The organism is Peribacillus sp. FSL R5-0717 (assembly GCF_038002945.1).
In the GTDB taxonomy this organism is placed as follows: domain Bacteria; phylum Bacillota; class Bacilli; order Bacillales; family DSM-1321; genus Peribacillus; species Peribacillus frigoritolerans.
Genome location: NZ_JBBOOF010000001.1, coordinates 4824770 through 4843062, shown reverse-complemented (window position 1 = coordinate 4843062; position 18293 = coordinate 4824770). Strand labels below are relative to the sequence as shown.

Genomic DNA, 18293 nt, shown 5'->3' with positions numbered 1-18293 from the left:
ACTACGATACAATACAAATATGAAGCATCTGTAACGGTACAGTTTTAGGAGGTAATCATGCTAAAATACGTAGCTTTGTTTAATGAATTTGAATCTCTCATCCAGAATGGACGGCTCAAAGCGGGCTTTAAACTCCCATCTATCCGTCAATTAAGCGGTCAACATCAATGTAGTAAAAGTACAGTCCTGAAAGCCCTGCAAGAATTGGAAAAGAGGCATTTAATCTACGCCGTTCCTAAAAGCGGATATTATGTCGTACAAAAAGAATTTGATGGTAAATGCGAACCCACAAAGGACATCGACTTTGTTACCTCCGCTCCCGCTTGGCATCAATTTCCGTATCATGACTTTCAACATTGCATTAACAAAGCCATCGATACCTATCAGCAAGAATTGTTTATCTATGGCACTCCAAAAGGACTGCCCTCTTTAATTAAAGTGATACAAAAACAATTAGAGCAGTATCAGGTTTTCGCAAAAGAAGAACAGATTTTCATTACTTCTGGCGTGCAGCAAGCACTTTCCTTATTAACGTTAATCCCCTTTCCAAATGAACGTACTCATATACTTGTTGAGCAGCCTAGTTATCATCTATTTGTGGAGCAATTGAAAGCGTACAAGATTTCCGTGCTAGGAATCGAACGAACAGCAGAAGGTATTGATTTAGGGGAGTTAGAACGGATTTTTAGTGATCAGGAAATCAAATTCTTTTATACGATGCCTCGTTTTCATAATCCGTTAGGGACTTCTTATTCTAAAATGGAAAGAGTGGAGATACTAAAACTTGCAGTAAAGTATGGAGTCTATATTGTAGAAGATGATTATTTAGCAGATTTCGAAGAAAATATGAAGGTAGACCCTATTTTTTCCGAGGATACCGATAACATGGTCATTTATTTAAAAAGCTTCTCAAAAATAATGTTTCCAGGATTACGCATAGGTGTTGCCGTATTGCCTAAACCATTAACGGACAGCTTCCAACTATATAAAAGAACAGCTGATATTGATAGTTCCATGATTTCACAAGCAGCCTTGGAAATCTACATAAAAAGCGATATGTTTAAACACCATAGAAACAAAGTGCGACTTTCCTATTCATTGCGTGCAAACATGCTATATGATGCTCTAGAAAAGTACTCTGCTCCAGGCTTTTATCGCCCAGCATCCATATGTATGAACGCTCATATCGTACTGCCTCATCGTTTAAATAGTACTCACCTCATCAATAACTTACAGAATCAACAAGTACTGGTAGAGACGATGGGGCAAAATTATATAGATGGCTTTCACCAGGAAAAAATATTAAAACTAAACGTGTCCAATACAAATATACAAAAACTTGAGCAAGGAATAGCTCTTATTTTCAATGAATTGAATAAAAAGGAGAATTATTACTTATAAAACTTTTACATAAGGTATAGTCACTTTCCACACACGGCAATAAACAAAAATAGTGAAAATATTTTTTCTTATTGTAAAACTGAAAAAATGAGCACAAACAAAAAAGAGCCAATTAGAATTGGCTCTCAACAAAGTTTTATTTATAAAATTTGATACGATCCTCAAGTGGTTTGAATTCTTTATCACCCGGTTGAGCTGTTGGATTTCCAAATGGCATTTGCGCAATCAATTTCCAATTGCTTGGAACATTCCATTCTTTTTTCACTTCATCATCAATTAGAGGATTATAATGCTGTAAAGTTGCTCCCAATCCTTCTGATTCAAGTGCCGTCCAAACAACTAATTGATGCATGCCTGATGTTTGTTGTGACCAGATTGGGAAGTTATCGGCATACGTTGCAAATTGTTCTTGAAGTGATTTCACTACAGATTCATCTTCAAAGAATAATATTGACCCATATCCCGCTTTGAAGGAATCCATTTTTTGTTGAGTGCCAGAGAAATCTCCCTCACCAACCGCTTTCCTTAATGCCTGCGTCGTAATATCCCATAATTTATCATGTGCCGATCCTGTCAAAACAACAAGGCGGGAGGATTGGGAATTAAAAGCCGATGGCGTGTGTTTTACCGCAAATTCAACTATTTCTTTAATTTTCTCATCCGATACTTGGACTTCTTTATTGATTCCATAATATGAACGTCTCTCTTTAATGGCTGTGTAAAAATCTTTTGTCATGATTCATTCCTCCGGAACATTTTTTCTATTTCAAATGATTATTCCATTTTTTATTTCTACCTATTTTAGTATGGGCATAAACCAATATATCATTCGCAATTATTCTTTAATGTATTCCTTGGTGCTTCTTACTGTATCAATGGGACGGACCAACTTTTCGATTTGATCCCTTTTCGGTTCCAAGAACGGTGGTAAAGATAACTTTTCCCCAAGCGTTTCATACGGCTCATCCCCCATGAATCCAGGACCATCCGTGGCAAACTCGAATAAAATTTGCGGCGCCACTCTTACGTAAAGCGACTCAAAGAAGTGACGATCGACATAACCGGACGTATGAAATTGGAAGCTTTCCATTCGTTTGATCCATTCTTCCAGAACGGAACGGTCTTCAACACGGAAGGCTGTATGGTGAACAGTCCCAAAACCCTGCCGTGCCTGAGGGAGGATCGAATTATGCTCGACGATCACTTGTGCACCATTCCCGCCTTCCCCTACCTCAAATAGGTGAAATGATCCTTCCTTGTCTATTTCTTTGAATAATAGGACTTTTTCCATCATTTCTTTAAAGTAATCGAAATTAGCGATCCGAATGAAAATTGGTCCTAATCCTGTAATAGCGTATTCCAGAGGAATCGGCCCTTTTTGCCAAGGGATTCCAGCTGCAACCCCTTCATTATTTTCATCTGAGATCAATTGATATTGCTGATCATCAAAATCCACAAATGAAATGATCTTTTTACCAAATTGTTCTTGGATTCCTGTATTCTTTACCTCTAATCGGTCAAAGCGTTTAACCCAATACTCCAATGCCGCATCAGTCGGTACACGGAAGGATGTTTTTGAGATCTCATTAGTCCCATGCACCCCTTTTGGAATTCCAGGAAAATCGAAGAATGTCATGTCAGTACCCGCACCGCCAACATCGTCGGCAAAAAACAGGTGATAGGTTTGGATATCATCTTGGTTAACGGTTTTCTTAACTAAACGCATGCCTAATATATTTGTGAAAAATTCATAATTTTTTTCAGCACTACTTGTTATGGCCGTTACGTGGTGTATACCTTTTAAACCATTCATACATTATTCCTCCCATTAAAACGATTCAATTTTTGGATACTTAACGATTTCCTTAATCCCCTATATTTTTCCTTCAAAAAGAGTGGCTATTCATTATAGGGGTTTGATTAGGTATTTCTTATTATCTTGAATTAATATATCTTTATTTAAAGGTAATTTATCATGAATACCATCCACTGTCAATAACATTGTCTCAAATCAATATATCTCAATGTCGAAATAATTACAGGACAAAAAAATACAGTCAATTTTCCTTAAAATATAGACCGTTCTGTATATGGGTTACTGCCTATAGCTTAACTAGCGGTCTTTGGCAAAAATGAAGTAAAACTATTAATGTGTTCCCATACGAAAGCCCCCAACATAAAGCAAACTCTTTACGTGAGGGCTATTTCGTTTTGATTACTTATTTTACGTGATGAATATCCGCTTGTTTTCCAGATGAAGAGTTTGTGCCATCATTTTCTTTTGACCTCTTAGAGGAAAGATAAACTCCTGCAAAAATAATCAGCAGGCCAATGATTACATTAGGATTAATCGCTTCTCCAAGCAGGATATACCCCCAAACCATAGCGGTTGCAGGAATAAGGTATGTAACAGATGCTGCTAACTCAGGGCTGCCATTTTTATTGATGTAGAAATAGATCAGCTGGCCGACCCCAGAGCCAAAGCACCCAAGTCCGACTATGGCGAAAATCGTCAGCGGCTCCATCAGCATCACTGGCTTAAAAGGCTCTGTTAGTAGCATCCCGATCAAACCGATAACGGCACCCGTGAGCAGCGTAAACATCGTAATGATCAATATGCTGGTACTGGAAAGAAATCTTTTCGTAAAATGACCGGCAAAACCATAACAGATGGACGCTAGCAGCATTGTCCCAATCCCGATGAATTCCTTTCCGAAAAGCTGACCGATTTGAAAATCCATCAATACTAGAATTCCGAAGAAACCAATTAGAATGCCCATCCATTGTCGGGCGGTTAGAACGTATGAAAAAATGATAAATCCGATGATCCCCGTCCAGATCGGAGTGGTTGCATTTAGAATCGATGCCGTGCTGCTGTTAATCTCCGTTTCACTTAAAGGTATTAATCCCCATGCTAATCCACAATTGAAGATTCCGACAACGACCAGTGCTTCCCACGGCAATTTCCAATTGATTTCCCTGCGCTTCCACCATAAGATGGGAAGCAGAACAACAGCACCAGCCAAACAGCGAAGAAATACAATCCCCCAAATGCCCGCTGGCGGTAGCAGCCACTTCATAAAAACAAACGATAAACCCCATATCAAACTAAGACCGATTAAAGCCCCGTATAATCTAAACATGATCTCCCCCCTTGCCACTTTCAATATTTGCCAATCACTGTCCTGCATTCAACATCAAAAATTACAATACCCATTACTAGTATATTGAATTTTTGCGTGACTTTAACAATTACAAGTCCATAATATGTACTTTCAAACACCATATCTAATAGTTTAAAATTGGATTATTGTCCATTATTCATCCATATGATACCACGCATTCTATATATAATATATATTTACAAATCACTAAGTTTTATATGCTCTATCTATAGTAATCCAACGAAATATTATTCTCTATATATTATTATTCAGCGAAAAAAAAGCCTGGCAACTTTTTTATAGTTGCTAGACTTACGTTGATTATTAAAACCAATCCCAATATAAACAGAAATTTTAACTGATGTGAAAGGTTCGTTCCTCCATGCAGACCATTTAATAGGCAACCAGGTCCCGCAGTGCCTTTTCCACTTTTTCAGGATTCACCATGAATGATTTCTCTAATGATGGTGAATATGGCATGGCAGGAACATCCGGGCCAGCGAGTCTCATGATTGGGGCATCAAGATCGAAGAGGCAGTTTTCTGCAATGATCGCCGATACTTCACTAATGATGCTTCCTTCCTTATTATCTTCAGTAATCAATAGGACTTTTCCTGTTTTAGATGCAGCTTCCATTATGGCTTCTTGATCTAATGGATAAACGGTACGTAAATCAAGTATATGAACGGATATGCCATCACTGGCAAGCCTTTCAGCTGCCTGAAGCGCAAAATGAACACAAAGGCCATAAGTGATCACTGTAACGTCCTCGCCTTCACGTTTTACATCCGCTTTACCAATCGGTAAAACATAATCATCATCCGGCACTTCTTCTTTAATTAGGCGATAGGCTCTTTTATGTTCAAAGAAAAGGACCGGGTCATCATCGCGAATGGCAGCTTTCAATAATCCTTTCACGTCATAGGGTGTAGAGGGCATGACAATTTTAAGTCCCGGTTGATTCGCAAAAATGGCTTCAACGGATTGTGAATGGTATAACGCCCCATGTACACCTCCGCCGTATGGAGCTCTGATGACGATAGGACAATGCCAGTCATTATTGGAGCGATAACGGATTTTTGCAGCTTCCGAAATGATTTGGTTGATGGCTGGCATGATGAAATCAGCGAATTGCATTTCCGCAATCGGCCTCATTCCATACATGGCCGCGCCGATGCCGACTCCTGCGATTGCGGATTCAGCAAGCGGTGTATCAATGACACGCTGTTCACCGAATTGTTCGTATAACCCTGAAGTCGCTTTAAATACGCCGCCCTTTACCCCTACGTCCTCACCTAATACAAATACACGGGAATCACGTTCCATTTCTTCCCGCATCGCCATTATCACGGCATCTATATAAGATATCACTGCCATCTTCTTTCCTCCTTACCTTTCTGCATAAACGTATTTTGAGAGCGTGTCTTCATTTGCAAATGGAGCATTTTCCGCATAATCCGTCGCTTCGTTCACAACTTGCATTATTTCCTCGTTCAATTTTTTCTCCATTTGATCATCCATGATTCCCACTGCTTTTAAATAGGCACCAAAAGTAATGATTGAATCTATTTTTTTTGCCTCCGATACTTCCTCAGGCGACCTGTATTGACTATCATCATCATCGCTTGAATGTGGTGTAAGCCTGTATGAAACCGTTTCGATTAAGCTTGGGCCCTCACCACGCCTTCCTCTCTCAGCAGCTTCTTTCACCACCCGGTATACTTCGATCGGATCATTTCCATCAACCGTCACCCCTGGCATGCCGTAACCAATGGCCCGGTCGGACACTTTCCCGCAAGCCAATTGCTTTTCAATAGGGACGGAAATGGCATACTGATTATTTTCGCACATCAAGATGACCGGAAGTTTATGTACACCTGCGAAATTCGCTCCTTCATGAAAATCACCTTGGTTTGATGAACCCTCACCGAATGTAACGAATGAAACAATATCTTTTCCTTCCATTTTTGCAGCGAGTGCAATCCCCACTGCATGTGGCACTTGAGTCGTAACCGGGGAAGATCCCGTCACGATTCGATTCTTTTTTTGCCCAAAATGCCCAGGCATTTGACGTCCGCCTGAATTTGGATCTTCTGCCTTGGCAAAACTGGATAACATTAAATCCCTGGCGGTCATCCCAAACGCGAGCACCACTCCTAGATCCCTATAATAAGGAAGGACATAATCATTTTCACGATTCAACGCAAATGCTGCACCCACTTGAGCTGCTTCTTGCCCTTGACAAGAAACGACAAATGGAATTTTTCCAGATCTGTTCAACAGCCACATCCGTTCATCCACTCTTCTTGCCAACAACATAATTCTATACATCTCAAGCACCTGCTCATCACTCAGACCTGCCTGTAGATGGCGGTTTTCAACCATATGTCATCATCCCTCCTAATAATTAAAACGGTTTTCTGTTAAAACCAGAATGTTCTCCTCACGCTGTCACCCAATATAAATATGGGTCTTTATATCACAAATTACTAACCTTTCTTATTAGCTGTTTGTTTGTCTCGCAAACTTATATCCTTATGTATCTAAGGAAGGGAAAGCTCTTTTATGTATGCATGCTTGCCATTTAACACCCTCAAATGCGTTATCATCTACTATTATTACCTGGTACTAACTCAATGCAATATTATCCTACCACTTTTCATCTCACATTTTCAAGTTAATTTCACTTTGTATCGTTGTTTTCACGAGAAAACCTTTCTTTAACAAAAACACTATGGGTTTATCAGTTTTGGCCTGACCTGACTTTAACTCATTTCCATATAAGCACCAAAACTAGATAAAAGCCGGGGTGTTGAAGTTATTTATTTGTTGACTAAGCGGAAGAATAGCTGTAAATTAAAATGATTCATAAAATTAAATGTTCGAAATGGAACAGTTCAATACAGAAAGAATGGTGATGTTGAGTGGAGAATGAAAAACAATTAATGCGTTCCGTACAACTATTGCGTTCATTTTGGAACGTACAGAAAAATATCATGCGGTTCGTTCAAAAGACAGCCGCAGAAAATGGATTAACAGTTCCTCAATATTCCATTTTGATGACCATTACCCTTTACAAAGAGACCTCCCAGAAAAATGTCGGGGAGAAAACATTTCTTCCAAAAAGCACCTTGAGCCAAGCGGTCGATGGTCTGGTTCGCGGAGGTTTGCTCCATCGTGAGCCTGTGGAGGGCAACCGGCGTGAGATTCAATTGTCAATCACCGATAAGGGCGAAAATTTATTAAAAACGATTCATTTTCACGAAGGAAGCATTCACCAAGTCTTTCAAACCGCCATTGAAATGCTTTCCGAAGAACAGTTTGAGGAGTTGCTAAAAACACATCTTCAAATTACAAACTTTTTAGAAGCACAAGCAACCGAACAGGGAGAGTGTACAAAATGATAAAAATACTGAAAAATTTATCCGTTTATAAGTGGATTATTTTAGCAGTTATCGGTCTGGTTTTTATTCAGTCCATGTCGGACCTCTTTTTGCCTACATTAATGGCTGATATTATTGACAAAGGCGTTGTTCGAGGAGACACTTCTTATATTTGGAAAATCGGCGGTTTTATGCTGTTGGTTTCCGCACTTGGCGCTTGTGCATCCATAATCGCAAGTTACTATTCGTCCAAAGCGGCAATGGGAATGGGACGCGACCTCCGCCTGAAGGTCTTTAATCACGTTGAAAAATTTTCGTTACAAGAATTTGATGAAGTCGGTACGGCGTCATTGATTACACGTACGACCAATGATATAACACAAGTCCAGCAAGTGGTTATCATGATGCTTCGTATGGTTATCAGTGCACCTATCATGTTAATCGGCGGAGTAATCATGGCTGTATCCATGGATGCAAAATTATCACTTGTCATTGTTGTCACAATGCCTTTTTTGATTGGGTCAATCTTGCTTATTCTATATAAAGGTGTGCCGCTCTTTCAAACGGTTCAAAAACGATTAGACCGGTTGAACCTTGTATTACGAGAAAATTTAACTGGCATTCGCGTCATTCGTGCCTTCAATCGTGAAATACAAGAGAAAGAACGTCTAAAGAAAGCGAATAAAGAATTAACGGATGTCTCAATCAAAGTCAATAAAATCATGGCCTTCATGATGCCTGTAATGATGCTTGTCATGAACTTGACGGTTGTTGGTATCATTTGGTTTGGTGGAGTCCGTATTGATAACGGCGGTATGCAGATCGGGGACTTAATGGCATTTATCCAATATGTTATGCAAATTATGTTCGCTCTCGTTATGGCTTCCATGATGTTCGTTATGGTTCCACGAGCTTCCGTGTCGGCAACAAGGATAAACGAAGTCCTTGACATGAAACCTTCATTCCTGGATGAGGGGACAGAAAAGGCAGATCGTGTACACGGTACCCTTGAATTTGAACATGTTACGTTCAGTTACCCAGGAGCAGAAGAACCTGCATTATCGGATATTAGTTTTTCTGCAAATCCTGGTGAAATAACCGCAATAATCGGTGGAACAGGTTCCGGGAAAACGACTCTTGTCAATTTGATCCCTCGCTTCTATGATATTTCAAGCGGAACGATTCGCGTCAATGGTGTTGATATTCGTAAGTCATCACAAGATGAAGTCCGTTCAAAAATTGGCTTTGTACCACAAAAGGCCTCCCTCTTTACAGGTACTATCTCTGAAAACATTCGCTTTGGAAAACAAACAGCCACACAAGATGAAGTTGAGCATGCGGCTCGGATCGCACAGGCGGAGGATTTTATCAGCAATATGAAAGGCGGCTATGAGTCAGAAATCGATCAAGGCGGTTCAAACCTATCAGGAGGGCAAAAACAACGGCTTTCGATTGCAAGGGCACTCATTCGAAAACCGGATATTTATATATTCGATGATAGTTTTTCTGCACTGGACTACAAGACGGATGCCAACCTTCGCGCAGCCCTGAAAGATGAAACGAAAAATTCGACGGTACTACTCGTTGCACAGCGTGTCAGTACCGTCGTTGACGCTGACCGAATCATTGTGCTAGACGAAGGCCGCATTGTAGGCATAGGAACACACCAAGAGTTGCTTAGCACAAACCACATTTACCGTGAAATTGCCTTATCACAGCTCACAGAGGAGGAAATTGCATGAGTAATCAAAAAAAACCTCAAGGCGGCGGTCAGGTCGGGCATGGCCCTGGTGGCGGTAACATGATGATGATGGGTCAAAAAGCAAAAGATTTTAAAGGAACACTAAAACGTCTATTGACCTATCTAAAACCGAGGCGCAACAGATTGATTTCCGTGTTCTTAGCTGCAATCATGAGTACGATTTTTATGATTGTAGGACCGAAGATCATGGGAAATGCAATTACAGAATTATTCGAAGGAGCTTACGGGAAATTCCAGGGAATACCAGGAGCAGCTATTAACTTTGATAAAATTGGCCAGATTCTTCTACTCCTTGCCGGACTTTATGCTTTAAGCAGCCTTTTCAGCTATGTACAACAATACATTATGTCAAGTGTTGCACAAGACACGGTTTATGACCTTCGAGAAGATGTGAACAAAAAGCTCGAGAAACTCCCACTCAAATATTTTGAAGGACGTCCAAACGGTGAAACACTTAGCCGAATGACAAATGATATTGATACAATCGGGAGCACCCTTCAGCAAAGCTTAACGCAATTCATCACATCAATCGTAACGATTGTGGGAATTATCATCATGATGCTTTCGATAAGCCCATTATTGACATTAATCTCGATAATCAGCTTACCTTTGTCAATATTTGCAATCCGGCCTATTTTAAAAAGATCCCAAAAACATTTTGCCGATCAACAGCGTAAACTCGGACAATTAAATGGTCACATTGAAGAAATATATACCGGCCATCAAGTCATTAAAGCATTCGGATATGAAAAAAAGGCGAGTGCCCAGTTTACTGAAGTTAATGAAGAATTGTATAAAGCGGGAAGCAAAGCCCAGTTTATATCGGGTATCATCATGCCCGTAATGTTCTTTATCGGAAATTTGAGCTATGTCCTCATCAGCGTTGTCGGCGGAATATTGGTAACGCAACGTTCGATTTCAATTGGTGACATTCAAGCATTCATCACATATTCAAAGCAGTTCACCCAGCCAATCACACAAACGGCTAACATCGCTAACATTATTCAGTCGACGGTTGCAGCCGCTGAGCGTGTTTTTGAACTACTTGATGAAGAAGAGGAAATGAAAGAACAAACCACAGTTAATATAAAAAGGGCAAATGGTGCTGTCTCTTTTGAACATGTGGACTTTGGATATGGGGAAGGAATGTTAATTGAAGATATGAACATCGATGTCTTGCCTGGACAGACGGTCGCAATTGTTGGACCGACTGGTGCTGGAAAAACGACCATGATAAATCTCTTGATGAGATTTTATGAACTCAATGGCGGAAAGATTACGATTGATGGTCTTGATACACGGAATATGTCACGTAATGATCTTCGAAAGAATTTTGGTATGGTACTTCAAGATACCTGGCTCTTTAATGGTACGATTAAAGAAAATATCGCTTATGGCAAAAATGGAGCAACTGATGAAGAAATTTTTGCAGCTGCTCGGACGGCACATGCCGACCATTTCATTCGGACACTGCCAGATGGTTATGAGACAATCTTAAACGAAGAAGCTTCGAACATCTCACAAGGCCAAAAGCAGCTTTTGACAATCGCCCGGGCTGTTCTAGCAGATCCGCCAATCATGATATTGGATGAAGCGACGTCTAGTGTGGACACTCGGACAGAAGTCTTTATCCAAAAGGCCATGAGCCGACTGATGGAAGGACGAACCAGCTTTGTCATTGCCCATCGTCTCTCAACAATTAAGGATGCAGATTTGATTCTTGTTATGGAACAAGGAAAAGTAATAGAGAAAGGAACGCATTCAGACCTTTTAAGGGAGAATGGTTTCTACGCAGAGCTATACAATAGTCAGTTCACTGAAAATGTAGCTGGATAATTAGAAAGAGGCTCGATTCCGAAACGGAATCGAGCCTCTTTCTTATAATGTATCAATACCCCCTTTTATTTCCCTTTTTCACAAATTCCCAATCTACCTCAATATTTTTTCTGACTCTTTGAAGAAGATGAAGCATCGTTTCCGCTTCGTCCAAAGAAAATCCAGATAACGCAACCTTGTCAGTATACTCCCCTTCTTTTTTCAAAAAAGGATAGACCTTTTCACCTTTATCGGTTGCATATAGCTTTTTAATTTTTTTGTTTTCCTCATCATTTTTCTTCTCGATTAACCCTTGTATTTCAAGTTTTTTAATGGCACGAGCTGCTGTCGTTCGGTCAACCTTTATCATTTCTGCTAACTTTTCCTGAATGATACCTGGGTTTTCACATATTCGAACAAGATACAAATACTGCCCTTTTGTAAGGTCAAATTCTTTAAATTCGATATTACTTATAGAGTCCAATGCCCTTGCTATCATTCCAATTTCACGGAGTATTCCCTTCTTACAAAAAGCCCCTGACTTTTTTGTTGTATTTACAACAAAAATTATTTTATCGGAGGATCAACAATTGGATTAGTGGAGCTTAGGAATAACATTCACAGGATCTCCTATTCTGGATGACGCCACAAAGGATGTTGAAGATTTTGGAAATCGCTTAGGGCAATTCAAAGAAAACGAAGGAACATTTAAAGAGAAGATTAATGAACTAAAAAATAATGCTAATCATGAAATAGGATTAGCAAATGCTTCAATATCTGATCTAGAAGCTCCAAAAGTAGCACTAAACAATAAAATTACTGAACTAAATAATCAAATGTCAGATTTAAGTAAATAAATCGTCGCCATATAAACAAAATTAAATACTGAAACAGCTAACCACCAGGCTACAAAGGATCAGCTGGCATTTATGTAGTTTTTATTAGAAGGTAAACGAGTATTCAACCAGGAAATTGATGAAGTGCGGTATAACTTTTTACCAATCGGATTCAAAAGTACCGTTGTTTTTATAATGCTATCCTCATTAAAAAAGGTGACCTCCTTTTCCCTAGTAGATGGATTAATCATAAAGAGACTGTTTTAATTCCTTTAGAAACCTTTAATATAGAAGATTATGAATGTTTGTTCTTTCCTAATCTGCTTGTTAAGGACATGCAAAAGGCACTTGATCCAATTATAAATGTACGGGTGGACGAAGAATATACTAGCATACTAGCACTTAAGGAACTTCCTGCAGTTGCAGAACCAAGTACCAGAGAAGCATTAAAGAAAATGAGGGACCTATGATTATAGAAACATACATGCAGCCCGACGGCAGCTCTATTATATTAAACTACATAATGTCTGAACACGATATAGCAGAAGAATGTACAGATGATTTTGCGAAGATTCAAATTTCTAAAAGCTATGACCTGGAATCTAATAGCAAACAGCATATTTATAAAGGTATACCGATTGATGGTGAGGATCGAATACCTTTTTAATACCTCTTCTCTTCAGTGGTATCATAGTCAGTTTGATGAATCCACTGAGATTACTACATTAAAGGAACTTGATGATATAGAAGATATATTGCCTTTTACAAGATTTCAATTAGCTAAAATATAGTATGAGTATGGTCCATAATCATAGAAAAACAGCTTAGAATAAGGAGAAAAAGATACTTTATGAGTTATGTAGTCATTGCATTTTTATTATTGGTTTTTACTTCAATTCGGGCTTTTGTTTTAACAGGGAATTCCCAGCTTAAAGAGATAGAAATGAAACAAGAAATTGTTACTGGTACCCTTGATAAGGTGGTACTTGGCGGGTTTTTAGGTTTGTTAATTGCAGTGGTTTTCATTGGTTTAGTTTTCTAATTCCCGAAAAAGAGCCTTACCAAAGTGAAAGTGGGCTGGATGATGGTTCGCCTGGAAAATGTGTTCATTATGGTGGGGTTTGGGAAGATGGTAAGTGTCATTATGATGAATAATACATACCAAATAAAAAGGAGCATAACCATAATGGTTTGCTCCCTTCTTTTTTGCCTCAATTTAATTGGCCAGTTCTCTGTATCGGACCATCTTCCAGATGATTTATTATAGGTGAAGCCAATACTGAATTATTAAAAGTCACATCTGATATTGATGTTTCGTTATATGTGTGACCATATCTTGAAGTGGCTTCAACAGTGTCTCCTACACCTGTACCTTTGGCTTCAAATCTAACGGACATGGTAGCAATACCATAACCAGAGCTAAATGTCTCTATACTTTTTCCTGTTTTAGTTTGATCCCAGCGAATTCTGTCTTGCCATTTTTCAACCTACCACTCCTTAATAACGCATTATATTTCACCATTTGTTCACATATACCCCTACTAATTCCCCCCATTTTTTTATGTATTTCACCCTGGAATATTTGACAAAAAGTTACATAATAACCCATGGCCTCATGTTAGAATAAAATAAAATAATTAAGGGGGAGTTTAGATGCCAATAGATAAACACACGGAAATGCAAACTGAATTACATTCTGCACAAAATAAAAAATACGTCATACATGTGGAAGAAATATTTTGATACCTTTAGATGAACGATTTTTTATACTTAAAGTAGCTCTCATTGTAATTGCTGTATTGGTTGTCATTCCTGCCAAATGGATTCGTAAATGGTTCCGGAAGGACTAAAAATTTTATAGCAACAGTTTATGGCATATACATTTAAGGGGAGTTTTAAATGCCTATAGGATTAGCGATATTTTTATGGTTAATTGGAATGCTTATTCTTTATATTGTTATTGAAACTGCAGTTCGCAGAGGAATAGATAGTTCTAAGCTAAGTGAAAAAATTGAAATAATGAAGAGAGATAATTTTAATAAAAATAAATAGCAGAACCATTACGGCCTGCTCCTACTTTTTATATGATTTCTAATTCTTCATGACGATATGGTAATTCAATCTCGCGTAAGATTGGTACCTGATCCCCTGCTGTTTTTAAAAGTGTTTTTACATATACAGCTTGGATCGGCTGGAAGATGTCAGTTGAGAAATCAAATTGTTCCGGTTGTCGTTTCATTAAAGACTTCCAACCCCTCATGACATCTATTGTTTCTAGTGAAGATATTTCATCCGGTGTAGTAAATAAACGAAGGGTTGAGATCGCCCCTTTGCACGTTACATCTTTAAACACTTGTCTGAGTTCAGGAAAGACCACATCCACCCATCGATTTACTTGATTAATAGACATCACGAGACGTTTAACAATCACATCACGATTAGACATTAGAACTCTAAGCTTCTCAAAGGATTCTGATGATGGTGAATAAGGAATAGTAGCCGTTTTTGACCATATCCGCGATAATGAGCGCATCTTTTTTTATCACTCTTAGATTGGGTATTATCACGATTCTTTTTAGTCCTTTTTACTAAGTGGGGATTGACTGTTACAACCTCAATGTTTTGGTTATATAACCATTTTGAAAGGTTAATCCAGTAATGGCCTGTAGGCTCCATACCTACTATTCTGCATCTAAGTTTTTTAACCTTTTTAAAGATTGAATCCATGTTAATAGTTTAAGGAACCCTTCTTCATTTTCAAATGTAAGAGGGTCTCCAACTACAATTCCACGGAAGTTAACTGTCTTGCAACGTGTAGTTGCTGAGCGATATCCACACCAACAATAAGGTGTGGATCGGAAATTCTTCCTATTAGTTGATTTTGTTTGTCTTGCATTTTAAAATTCATAGTAGGGCTTCCTCCTTAAGACTCTGAGTTAGATTGGACTCTATACTCGTATCTTACTGAGAGGCTCTATTTTTTTTTAATAATCTACAGGAATGCTAAACTGCCCCGTTAGTTGCATAAAGAAAAAGCTGCCTTAAAGACAGCTCCATTTTCAGCTAAAGCACCCGTTAGTTGATTAAGAACAAGTGTACTTACTGTTTGTTGGTGAATAGCATTATTCCTCATCTCCAAAGTCAATCATCACTCCAACAACCTCTTTTGAAATGTTATATTTTACTTTCACTTTGTACATTCCGTCACCATAACCAGACATTGAAACCGCACCGCCTGGGACAACTCCCCCCTGTGCATCTGAAGCAACCATATCAGAACATGCAACATAATATTTTAATCCAACTTCATCAATCTCTATGTCATGGACATTTTCCACTTCAAATTGGATGGCATCGTCTCTACCAAATGTTTTAAGATCAAAAATTCCAGCTTGTGCAGAGTCAACTCCAATCAGCTTTTCGAAACAATGCCATTTTCCACTTGGTTTCTTTTCTCCATAAAATACGAGTAAACTTTCAACCACTTCTTCAGGGGTAAAAGATATGCAAGCTGTCCATTTCCCATTTTTCACATTTGTAAGTATGATTTGCAGGTCTTCTTCCTCATCTACCTGATAACATGGATCAGAAACAATTAACTTTCCACTTTCTACTGTAAAAGTACCAACTGTTTTGGGCTTATTAGTATTCACTTTCGGCACATACCAATCAATAAATTGGCTTAATGTGGATGCTTTACAATCGCTTATCCCAGTTTTATCATTCCAAAGAAAGATTAGTTCCTGCATAAATCTTTTTCTAATACGGTAGCAAAGTTTAGTACCATTGATATTTTCACCAATACAAATCATATCACTCGGTACATTTTTCGGTCTTTTCTCTCGATTTTGTTTTACAATATCAATTGTTAATGATGATTGTTGATTGGTTTGAATAGGGAACAACGTCCAATCACCAAATTTTACTCCATTCGCTTCTAAAAAAAGTTCCTTGTATTCATCTGGAAAAATAGCACCAAGTGCTTTTTCTGTTTTTTTCAATTCAAGTAACGATACTCCATCCATTCTCGAACTTGGATTAATCATGTTTATTACTTTCTTCATCTCTTCCTCCATGATCCATTCAGATATTATGACATCCTAAATTGCAAATTTACTAAGAGGGTTTTCGAGATTTATTATAAAAAAACCTTTATTTATTCAATAAAATAATGCCCCTTCTTATTCAACTAATGCTGCCCCGTTAGCCATCATGAATCGCAAAGAATGAAAATGGTTAGGAAGTGTCAATACTGATACTGACCTTAATCAACCCTAATTAACGCTCTCCTCTTTTTTTTTAACGATTGAGACATGGTAGTTGCATAAGAATAGGAGCTACTGATCAACTGCTGGTAATGAAGTAAAGAACCTGTTAGCTTAATAAGAATTATTTACTTAGTTGTTCATTATAAATACTAATAGAATGTACCTTCTCTTTTAATAAGTCATCTATTATTTGCTTTAGTACCCTTGGTTCACGTAGTTCTTCATTATCAAATTCCACAAGGTCATTCACCTTAATCCATCTACTGTCTAAAATTTCATCTTCTTCAAGATTTAACGAACCACTATTAACCTCACCAGTAAAATGAAATAGAATAACTTGATTGTTTGTATTGTAAGGAGAGAGTGTCCATATGACTATATTAATTTTATGTGTGTTGTTAAATTAATAGCAACTACTTTTTATCCAGCTATTCTGCATTTGCGACAGAATCGTTATTTATTCGCATATGATTAGGGAGTGGAAACGCATTACCAATGAACGCTGCGCCAAGCATTGGTAATAATAAATTAATTGGGAAGAACATCAGTAATAATACTGTAGCAGCGATTGGTTTCTGCAATGCGTAGCTTAAAATAGCGGTCGTCACAAGCGCTACAGAAGCAGTTGCATCCAGCGGTACAACAGTAGCGATGGCATATCCTATACTTGTTCCAGCAAATATAATCGGAAAAAGATGTCCACCACGCCAACCTGTAGTTAAACAAAATGCCGTTGTACATATTTTTAAAATGCCCACAATAAGCAGCAGCCAAAATGATATTTCTGTCCACTCATGCACTAATTCTTCTAATTCGTGAGCTCCTGAAAACATTGTATATGGGAATAAAGTTCCTACAATCCCTAAAAGAATACCACCTATAATCCCTAATGTCAGTTTATATTCTTTAAAAGGATGCACCACTTTTTCCAATATATATTCTATTTTGAAATAAAAATAACCAAAACCAGCTCCTATACAAACAAGGGGAAGAAAGGCAATCCACTCATTGAGTGCAAAAATCCCTTTCTCGAAATTAACAATAAAGGATCCACGATTATCTAACTTACTAAGCCATATAAAAACAAGAAAACCAGCAAAAGTAGTAGCAAGATATAAAATAGTCTTATTTCTTTTAGAAATTTCAGTAATTCGGTCTTTTTCATTTTCACTTGGGGCTAAGTAACCAAATAGCGGAGCATTAAAAATAACGCTTAAAGTAGCACCTATCCCGGCTTCTGTTAGTTCTCGTACTCCTTTTAAATTATATGTAAAGCGATCCCCGATCCACGTACAAAGTCCACCTATAATCCCAACGAGTGCTGCTTCCGGTCCTAGGCTTGCGCCAAATATTAAAGCGATCATAGCCGTTAACGTAGATTGATGCACAAAACGGTACTCAATTCTACCCGTCTTCTTATATTCAGACATTACCTCTGGCATTAAACGCGGGTATGTACCTAAGTACTTCTGTGCCAGTCCAATAAGAATACCACCAATCGTTGTTACACAAATTGTGTAATAAGTTGGTGATGCTAATTCTTCAGGCACATAGTCCCAAATAAACCAAATCCCAACATTTACCAAAGATAAAAATAACCAGGCCGTGGCACCAACTATAGAACCTAGAAACATACCATACATGATGAATAAATAGCCTCTCAT

Annotated in this window: 16 protein-coding genes and 1 pseudogene; 8 read left to right on the top strand and 9 right to left on the bottom strand. The window is 38.3% G+C overall.

Going from position 1 to position 18293, the window contains the following annotated elements:
- The first annotated feature begins 57 nt into the window (after window positions 1-57).
- Entirely contained in the window at window positions 58-1401 is a 1344-nt protein-coding gene (locus tag NYE65_RS23250; RefSeq protein WP_340861817.1) for an aminotransferase-like domain-containing protein, read from the top strand.
- A gap of 136 nt (window positions 1402-1537) precedes the next feature.
- Here the strand turns inward: NYE65_RS23250 and NYE65_RS23245 are convergent, their stop codons facing one another.
- The 5 genes from NYE65_RS23245 to NYE65_RS23225 form a co-directional block, all read right to left on the bottom strand.
- Window positions 1538-2137 (bottom strand): nitroreductase family protein, encoded by a 600-nt coding sequence (locus tag NYE65_RS23245; protein ID WP_328110563.1) that lies wholly within the window; start codon window positions 2135-2137, stop codon window positions 1538-1540.
- Window positions 2138-2236: 99 nt separating this feature from the next.
- The gene (locus NYE65_RS23240; RefSeq protein WP_328110564.1) at window positions 2237-3214 is read right to left on the bottom strand and encodes a ring-cleaving dioxygenase; all 978 of its coding nucleotides are present in this window, start codon (window positions 3212-3214) and stop codon (window positions 2237-2239) included.
- Window positions 3215-3620: 406 nt separating this feature from the next.
- The gene (locus NYE65_RS23235) at window positions 3621-4544 is read right to left on the bottom strand and encodes a DMT family transporter (protein WP_340861816.1); all 924 of its coding nucleotides are present in this window, start codon (window positions 4542-4544) and stop codon (window positions 3621-3623) included.
- A 414-nt stretch (window positions 4545-4958) separates the two neighbouring features.
- Complete coding sequence (locus NYE65_RS23230) at window positions 4959-5942, bottom strand: alpha-ketoacid dehydrogenase subunit beta (RefSeq protein WP_095679607.1); 984 nt, start codon at window positions 5940-5942, stop codon at window positions 4959-4961.
- 12 nt (window positions 5943-5954) lie between these two features.
- Entirely contained in the window at window positions 5955-6950 is a 996-nt protein-coding gene (locus NYE65_RS23225; protein WP_340861815.1) for a thiamine pyrophosphate-dependent dehydrogenase E1 component subunit alpha, read from the bottom strand.
- A 539-nt stretch (window positions 6951-7489) separates the two neighbouring features.
- On the opposite strand from NYE65_RS23225, the gene NYE65_RS23220 reads away from it, so the two are divergent.
- The 3 genes from NYE65_RS23220 to NYE65_RS23210 are packed head-to-tail and all read left to right on the top strand — an operon-like array spanning window position 7490 to window position 11546.
- On the top strand, window positions 7490-7969 hold the full coding sequence (locus NYE65_RS23220; RefSeq protein WP_057275992.1) for a MarR family winged helix-turn-helix transcriptional regulator: 480 nt from the start codon (window positions 7490-7492) through the stop codon (window positions 7967-7969).
- Complete coding sequence (locus NYE65_RS23215) at window positions 7966-9690, top strand: ABC transporter ATP-binding protein (RefSeq protein ID WP_340861814.1); 1725 nt, start codon at window positions 7966-7968, stop codon at window positions 9688-9690. Before NYE65_RS23220 ends, NYE65_RS23215 begins: the two co-directional genes overlap by 4 nt.
- Window positions 9687-11546: an ABC transporter ATP-binding protein gene (locus NYE65_RS23210; protein WP_340861813.1), complete on the top strand. Its 1860-nt coding sequence runs from the start codon at window positions 9687-9689 to the stop codon at window positions 11544-11546. Before NYE65_RS23215 ends, NYE65_RS23210 begins: the two co-directional genes overlap by 4 nt.
- Before the next feature lie 52 nt (window positions 11547-11598).
- On the opposite strand, the gene NYE65_RS23205 is transcribed toward NYE65_RS23210, so the two are convergent.
- Window positions 11599-12024 carry a MarR family winged helix-turn-helix transcriptional regulator gene (locus NYE65_RS23205; protein ID WP_340861812.1) on the bottom strand — a complete coding sequence of 142 codons (426 nt, stop codon included), beginning with the start codon at window positions 12022-12024 and terminating at the stop codon, window positions 11599-11601.
- A gap of 642 nt (window positions 12025-12666) precedes the next feature.
- Here NYE65_RS23205 and NYE65_RS23200 point away from each other — a divergent pair.
- The 4 genes from NYE65_RS23200 (at window position 12667) to NYE65_RS23185 (ending at window position 14413) form a co-directional block, all read left to right on the top strand.
- Window positions 12667-12831, top strand: coding sequence for a hypothetical protein (locus tag NYE65_RS23200; RefSeq protein ID WP_340861811.1), 165 nt, complete (start codon window positions 12667-12669; stop codon window positions 12829-12831).
- Window positions 12828-13028, top strand: a complete 201-nt coding sequence (locus NYE65_RS23195; RefSeq protein ID WP_340861810.1) for a hypothetical protein — start codon at window positions 12828-12830, stop codon at window positions 13026-13028. Before NYE65_RS23200 ends, NYE65_RS23195 begins: the two co-directional genes overlap by 4 nt.
- Before the next feature lie 183 nt (window positions 13029-13211).
- Window positions 13212-13403: a hypothetical protein gene (locus NYE65_RS23190; protein WP_340861809.1), complete on the top strand. Its 192-nt coding sequence runs from the start codon at window positions 13212-13214 to the stop codon at window positions 13401-13403.
- Between the two features lie 857 nt (window positions 13404-14260).
- Entirely contained in the window at window positions 14261-14413 is a 153-nt protein-coding gene (locus NYE65_RS23185) for a hypothetical protein (protein WP_328177275.1), read from the top strand.
- A gap of 172 nt (window positions 14414-14585) precedes the next feature.
- On the opposite strand, the pseudogene NYE65_RS23180 reads toward NYE65_RS23185, so the two are convergent.
- The 3 genes and pseudogenes from NYE65_RS23180 to NYE65_RS23170 form a co-directional block, all read right to left on the bottom strand.
- Window positions 14586-15269: pseudogene (locus NYE65_RS23180) on the bottom strand (IS110 family transposase); the annotation flags it as partial.
- A 214-nt stretch (window positions 15270-15483) separates the two neighbouring features.
- The gene (locus tag NYE65_RS23175; RefSeq protein ID WP_340861808.1) at window positions 15484-16425 is read right to left on the bottom strand and encodes an SMI1/KNR4 family protein; all 942 of its coding nucleotides are present in this window, start codon (window positions 16423-16425) and stop codon (window positions 15484-15486) included.
- Between the two features lie 632 nt (window positions 16426-17057).
- Window positions 17058-18293 carry a chloride channel protein gene (locus tag NYE65_RS23170; protein WP_340862174.1) on the bottom strand — a complete coding sequence of 412 codons (1236 nt, stop codon included), beginning with the start codon at window positions 18291-18293 and terminating at the stop codon, window positions 17058-17060.

Bases quoted from the DNA above. Each gene is read 5' to 3' on its own strand.
- NYE65_RS23170 (WP_340862174.1), bottom strand. From the start codon at position 18,293: ATGAGAGGCTATTTATTCATCATGTATGGTATGTTTCTAGGTTCTATA.
- NYE65_RS23225 (WP_340861815.1), bottom strand. From the start codon at position 6,950: ATGGTTGAAAACCGCCATCTACAGGCAGGTCTGAGTGATGAGCAGGTG.
- NYE65_RS23230 (WP_095679607.1), bottom strand. From the start codon at position 5,942: ATGGCAGTGATATCTTATATAGATGCCGTGATAATGGCGATGCGGGAA.
- NYE65_RS23235 (WP_340861816.1), bottom strand. From the start codon at position 4,544: ATGTTTAGATTATACGGGGCTTTAATCGGTCTTAGTTTGATATGGGGT.
- NYE65_RS23185 (WP_328177275.1), top strand. From the start codon at position 14,261: ATGCCTATAGGATTAGCGATATTTTTATGGTTAATTGGAATGCTTATT.
- NYE65_RS23175 (WP_340861808.1), bottom strand. From the start codon at position 16,425: ATGAAGAAAGTAATAAACATGATTAATCCAAGTTCGAGAATGGATGGA.
- NYE65_RS23210 (WP_340861813.1), top strand. From the start codon at position 9,687: ATGAGTAATCAAAAAAAACCTCAAGGCGGCGGTCAGGTCGGGCATGGC.
- NYE65_RS23190 (WP_340861809.1), top strand. From the start codon at position 13,212: ATGAGTTATGTAGTCATTGCATTTTTATTATTGGTTTTTACTTCAATT.
- NYE65_RS23250 (WP_340861817.1), top strand. From the start codon at position 58: ATGCTAAAATACGTAGCTTTGTTTAATGAATTTGAATCTCTCATCCAG.
- NYE65_RS23215 (WP_340861814.1), top strand. From the start codon at position 7,966: ATGATAAAAATACTGAAAAATTTATCCGTTTATAAGTGGATTATTTTA.
- NYE65_RS23205 (WP_340861812.1), bottom strand. From the start codon at position 12,024: ATGATAGCAAGGGCATTGGACTCTATAAGTAATATCGAATTTAAAGAA.
- NYE65_RS23240 (WP_328110564.1), bottom strand. From the start codon at position 3,214: ATGAATGGTTTAAAAGGTATACACCACGTAACGGCCATAACAAGTAGT.
- NYE65_RS23245 (WP_328110563.1), bottom strand. From the start codon at position 2,137: ATGACAAAAGATTTTTACACAGCCATTAAAGAGAGACGTTCATATTAT.
- NYE65_RS23195 (WP_340861810.1), top strand. From the start codon at position 12,828: ATGATTATAGAAACATACATGCAGCCCGACGGCAGCTCTATTATATTA.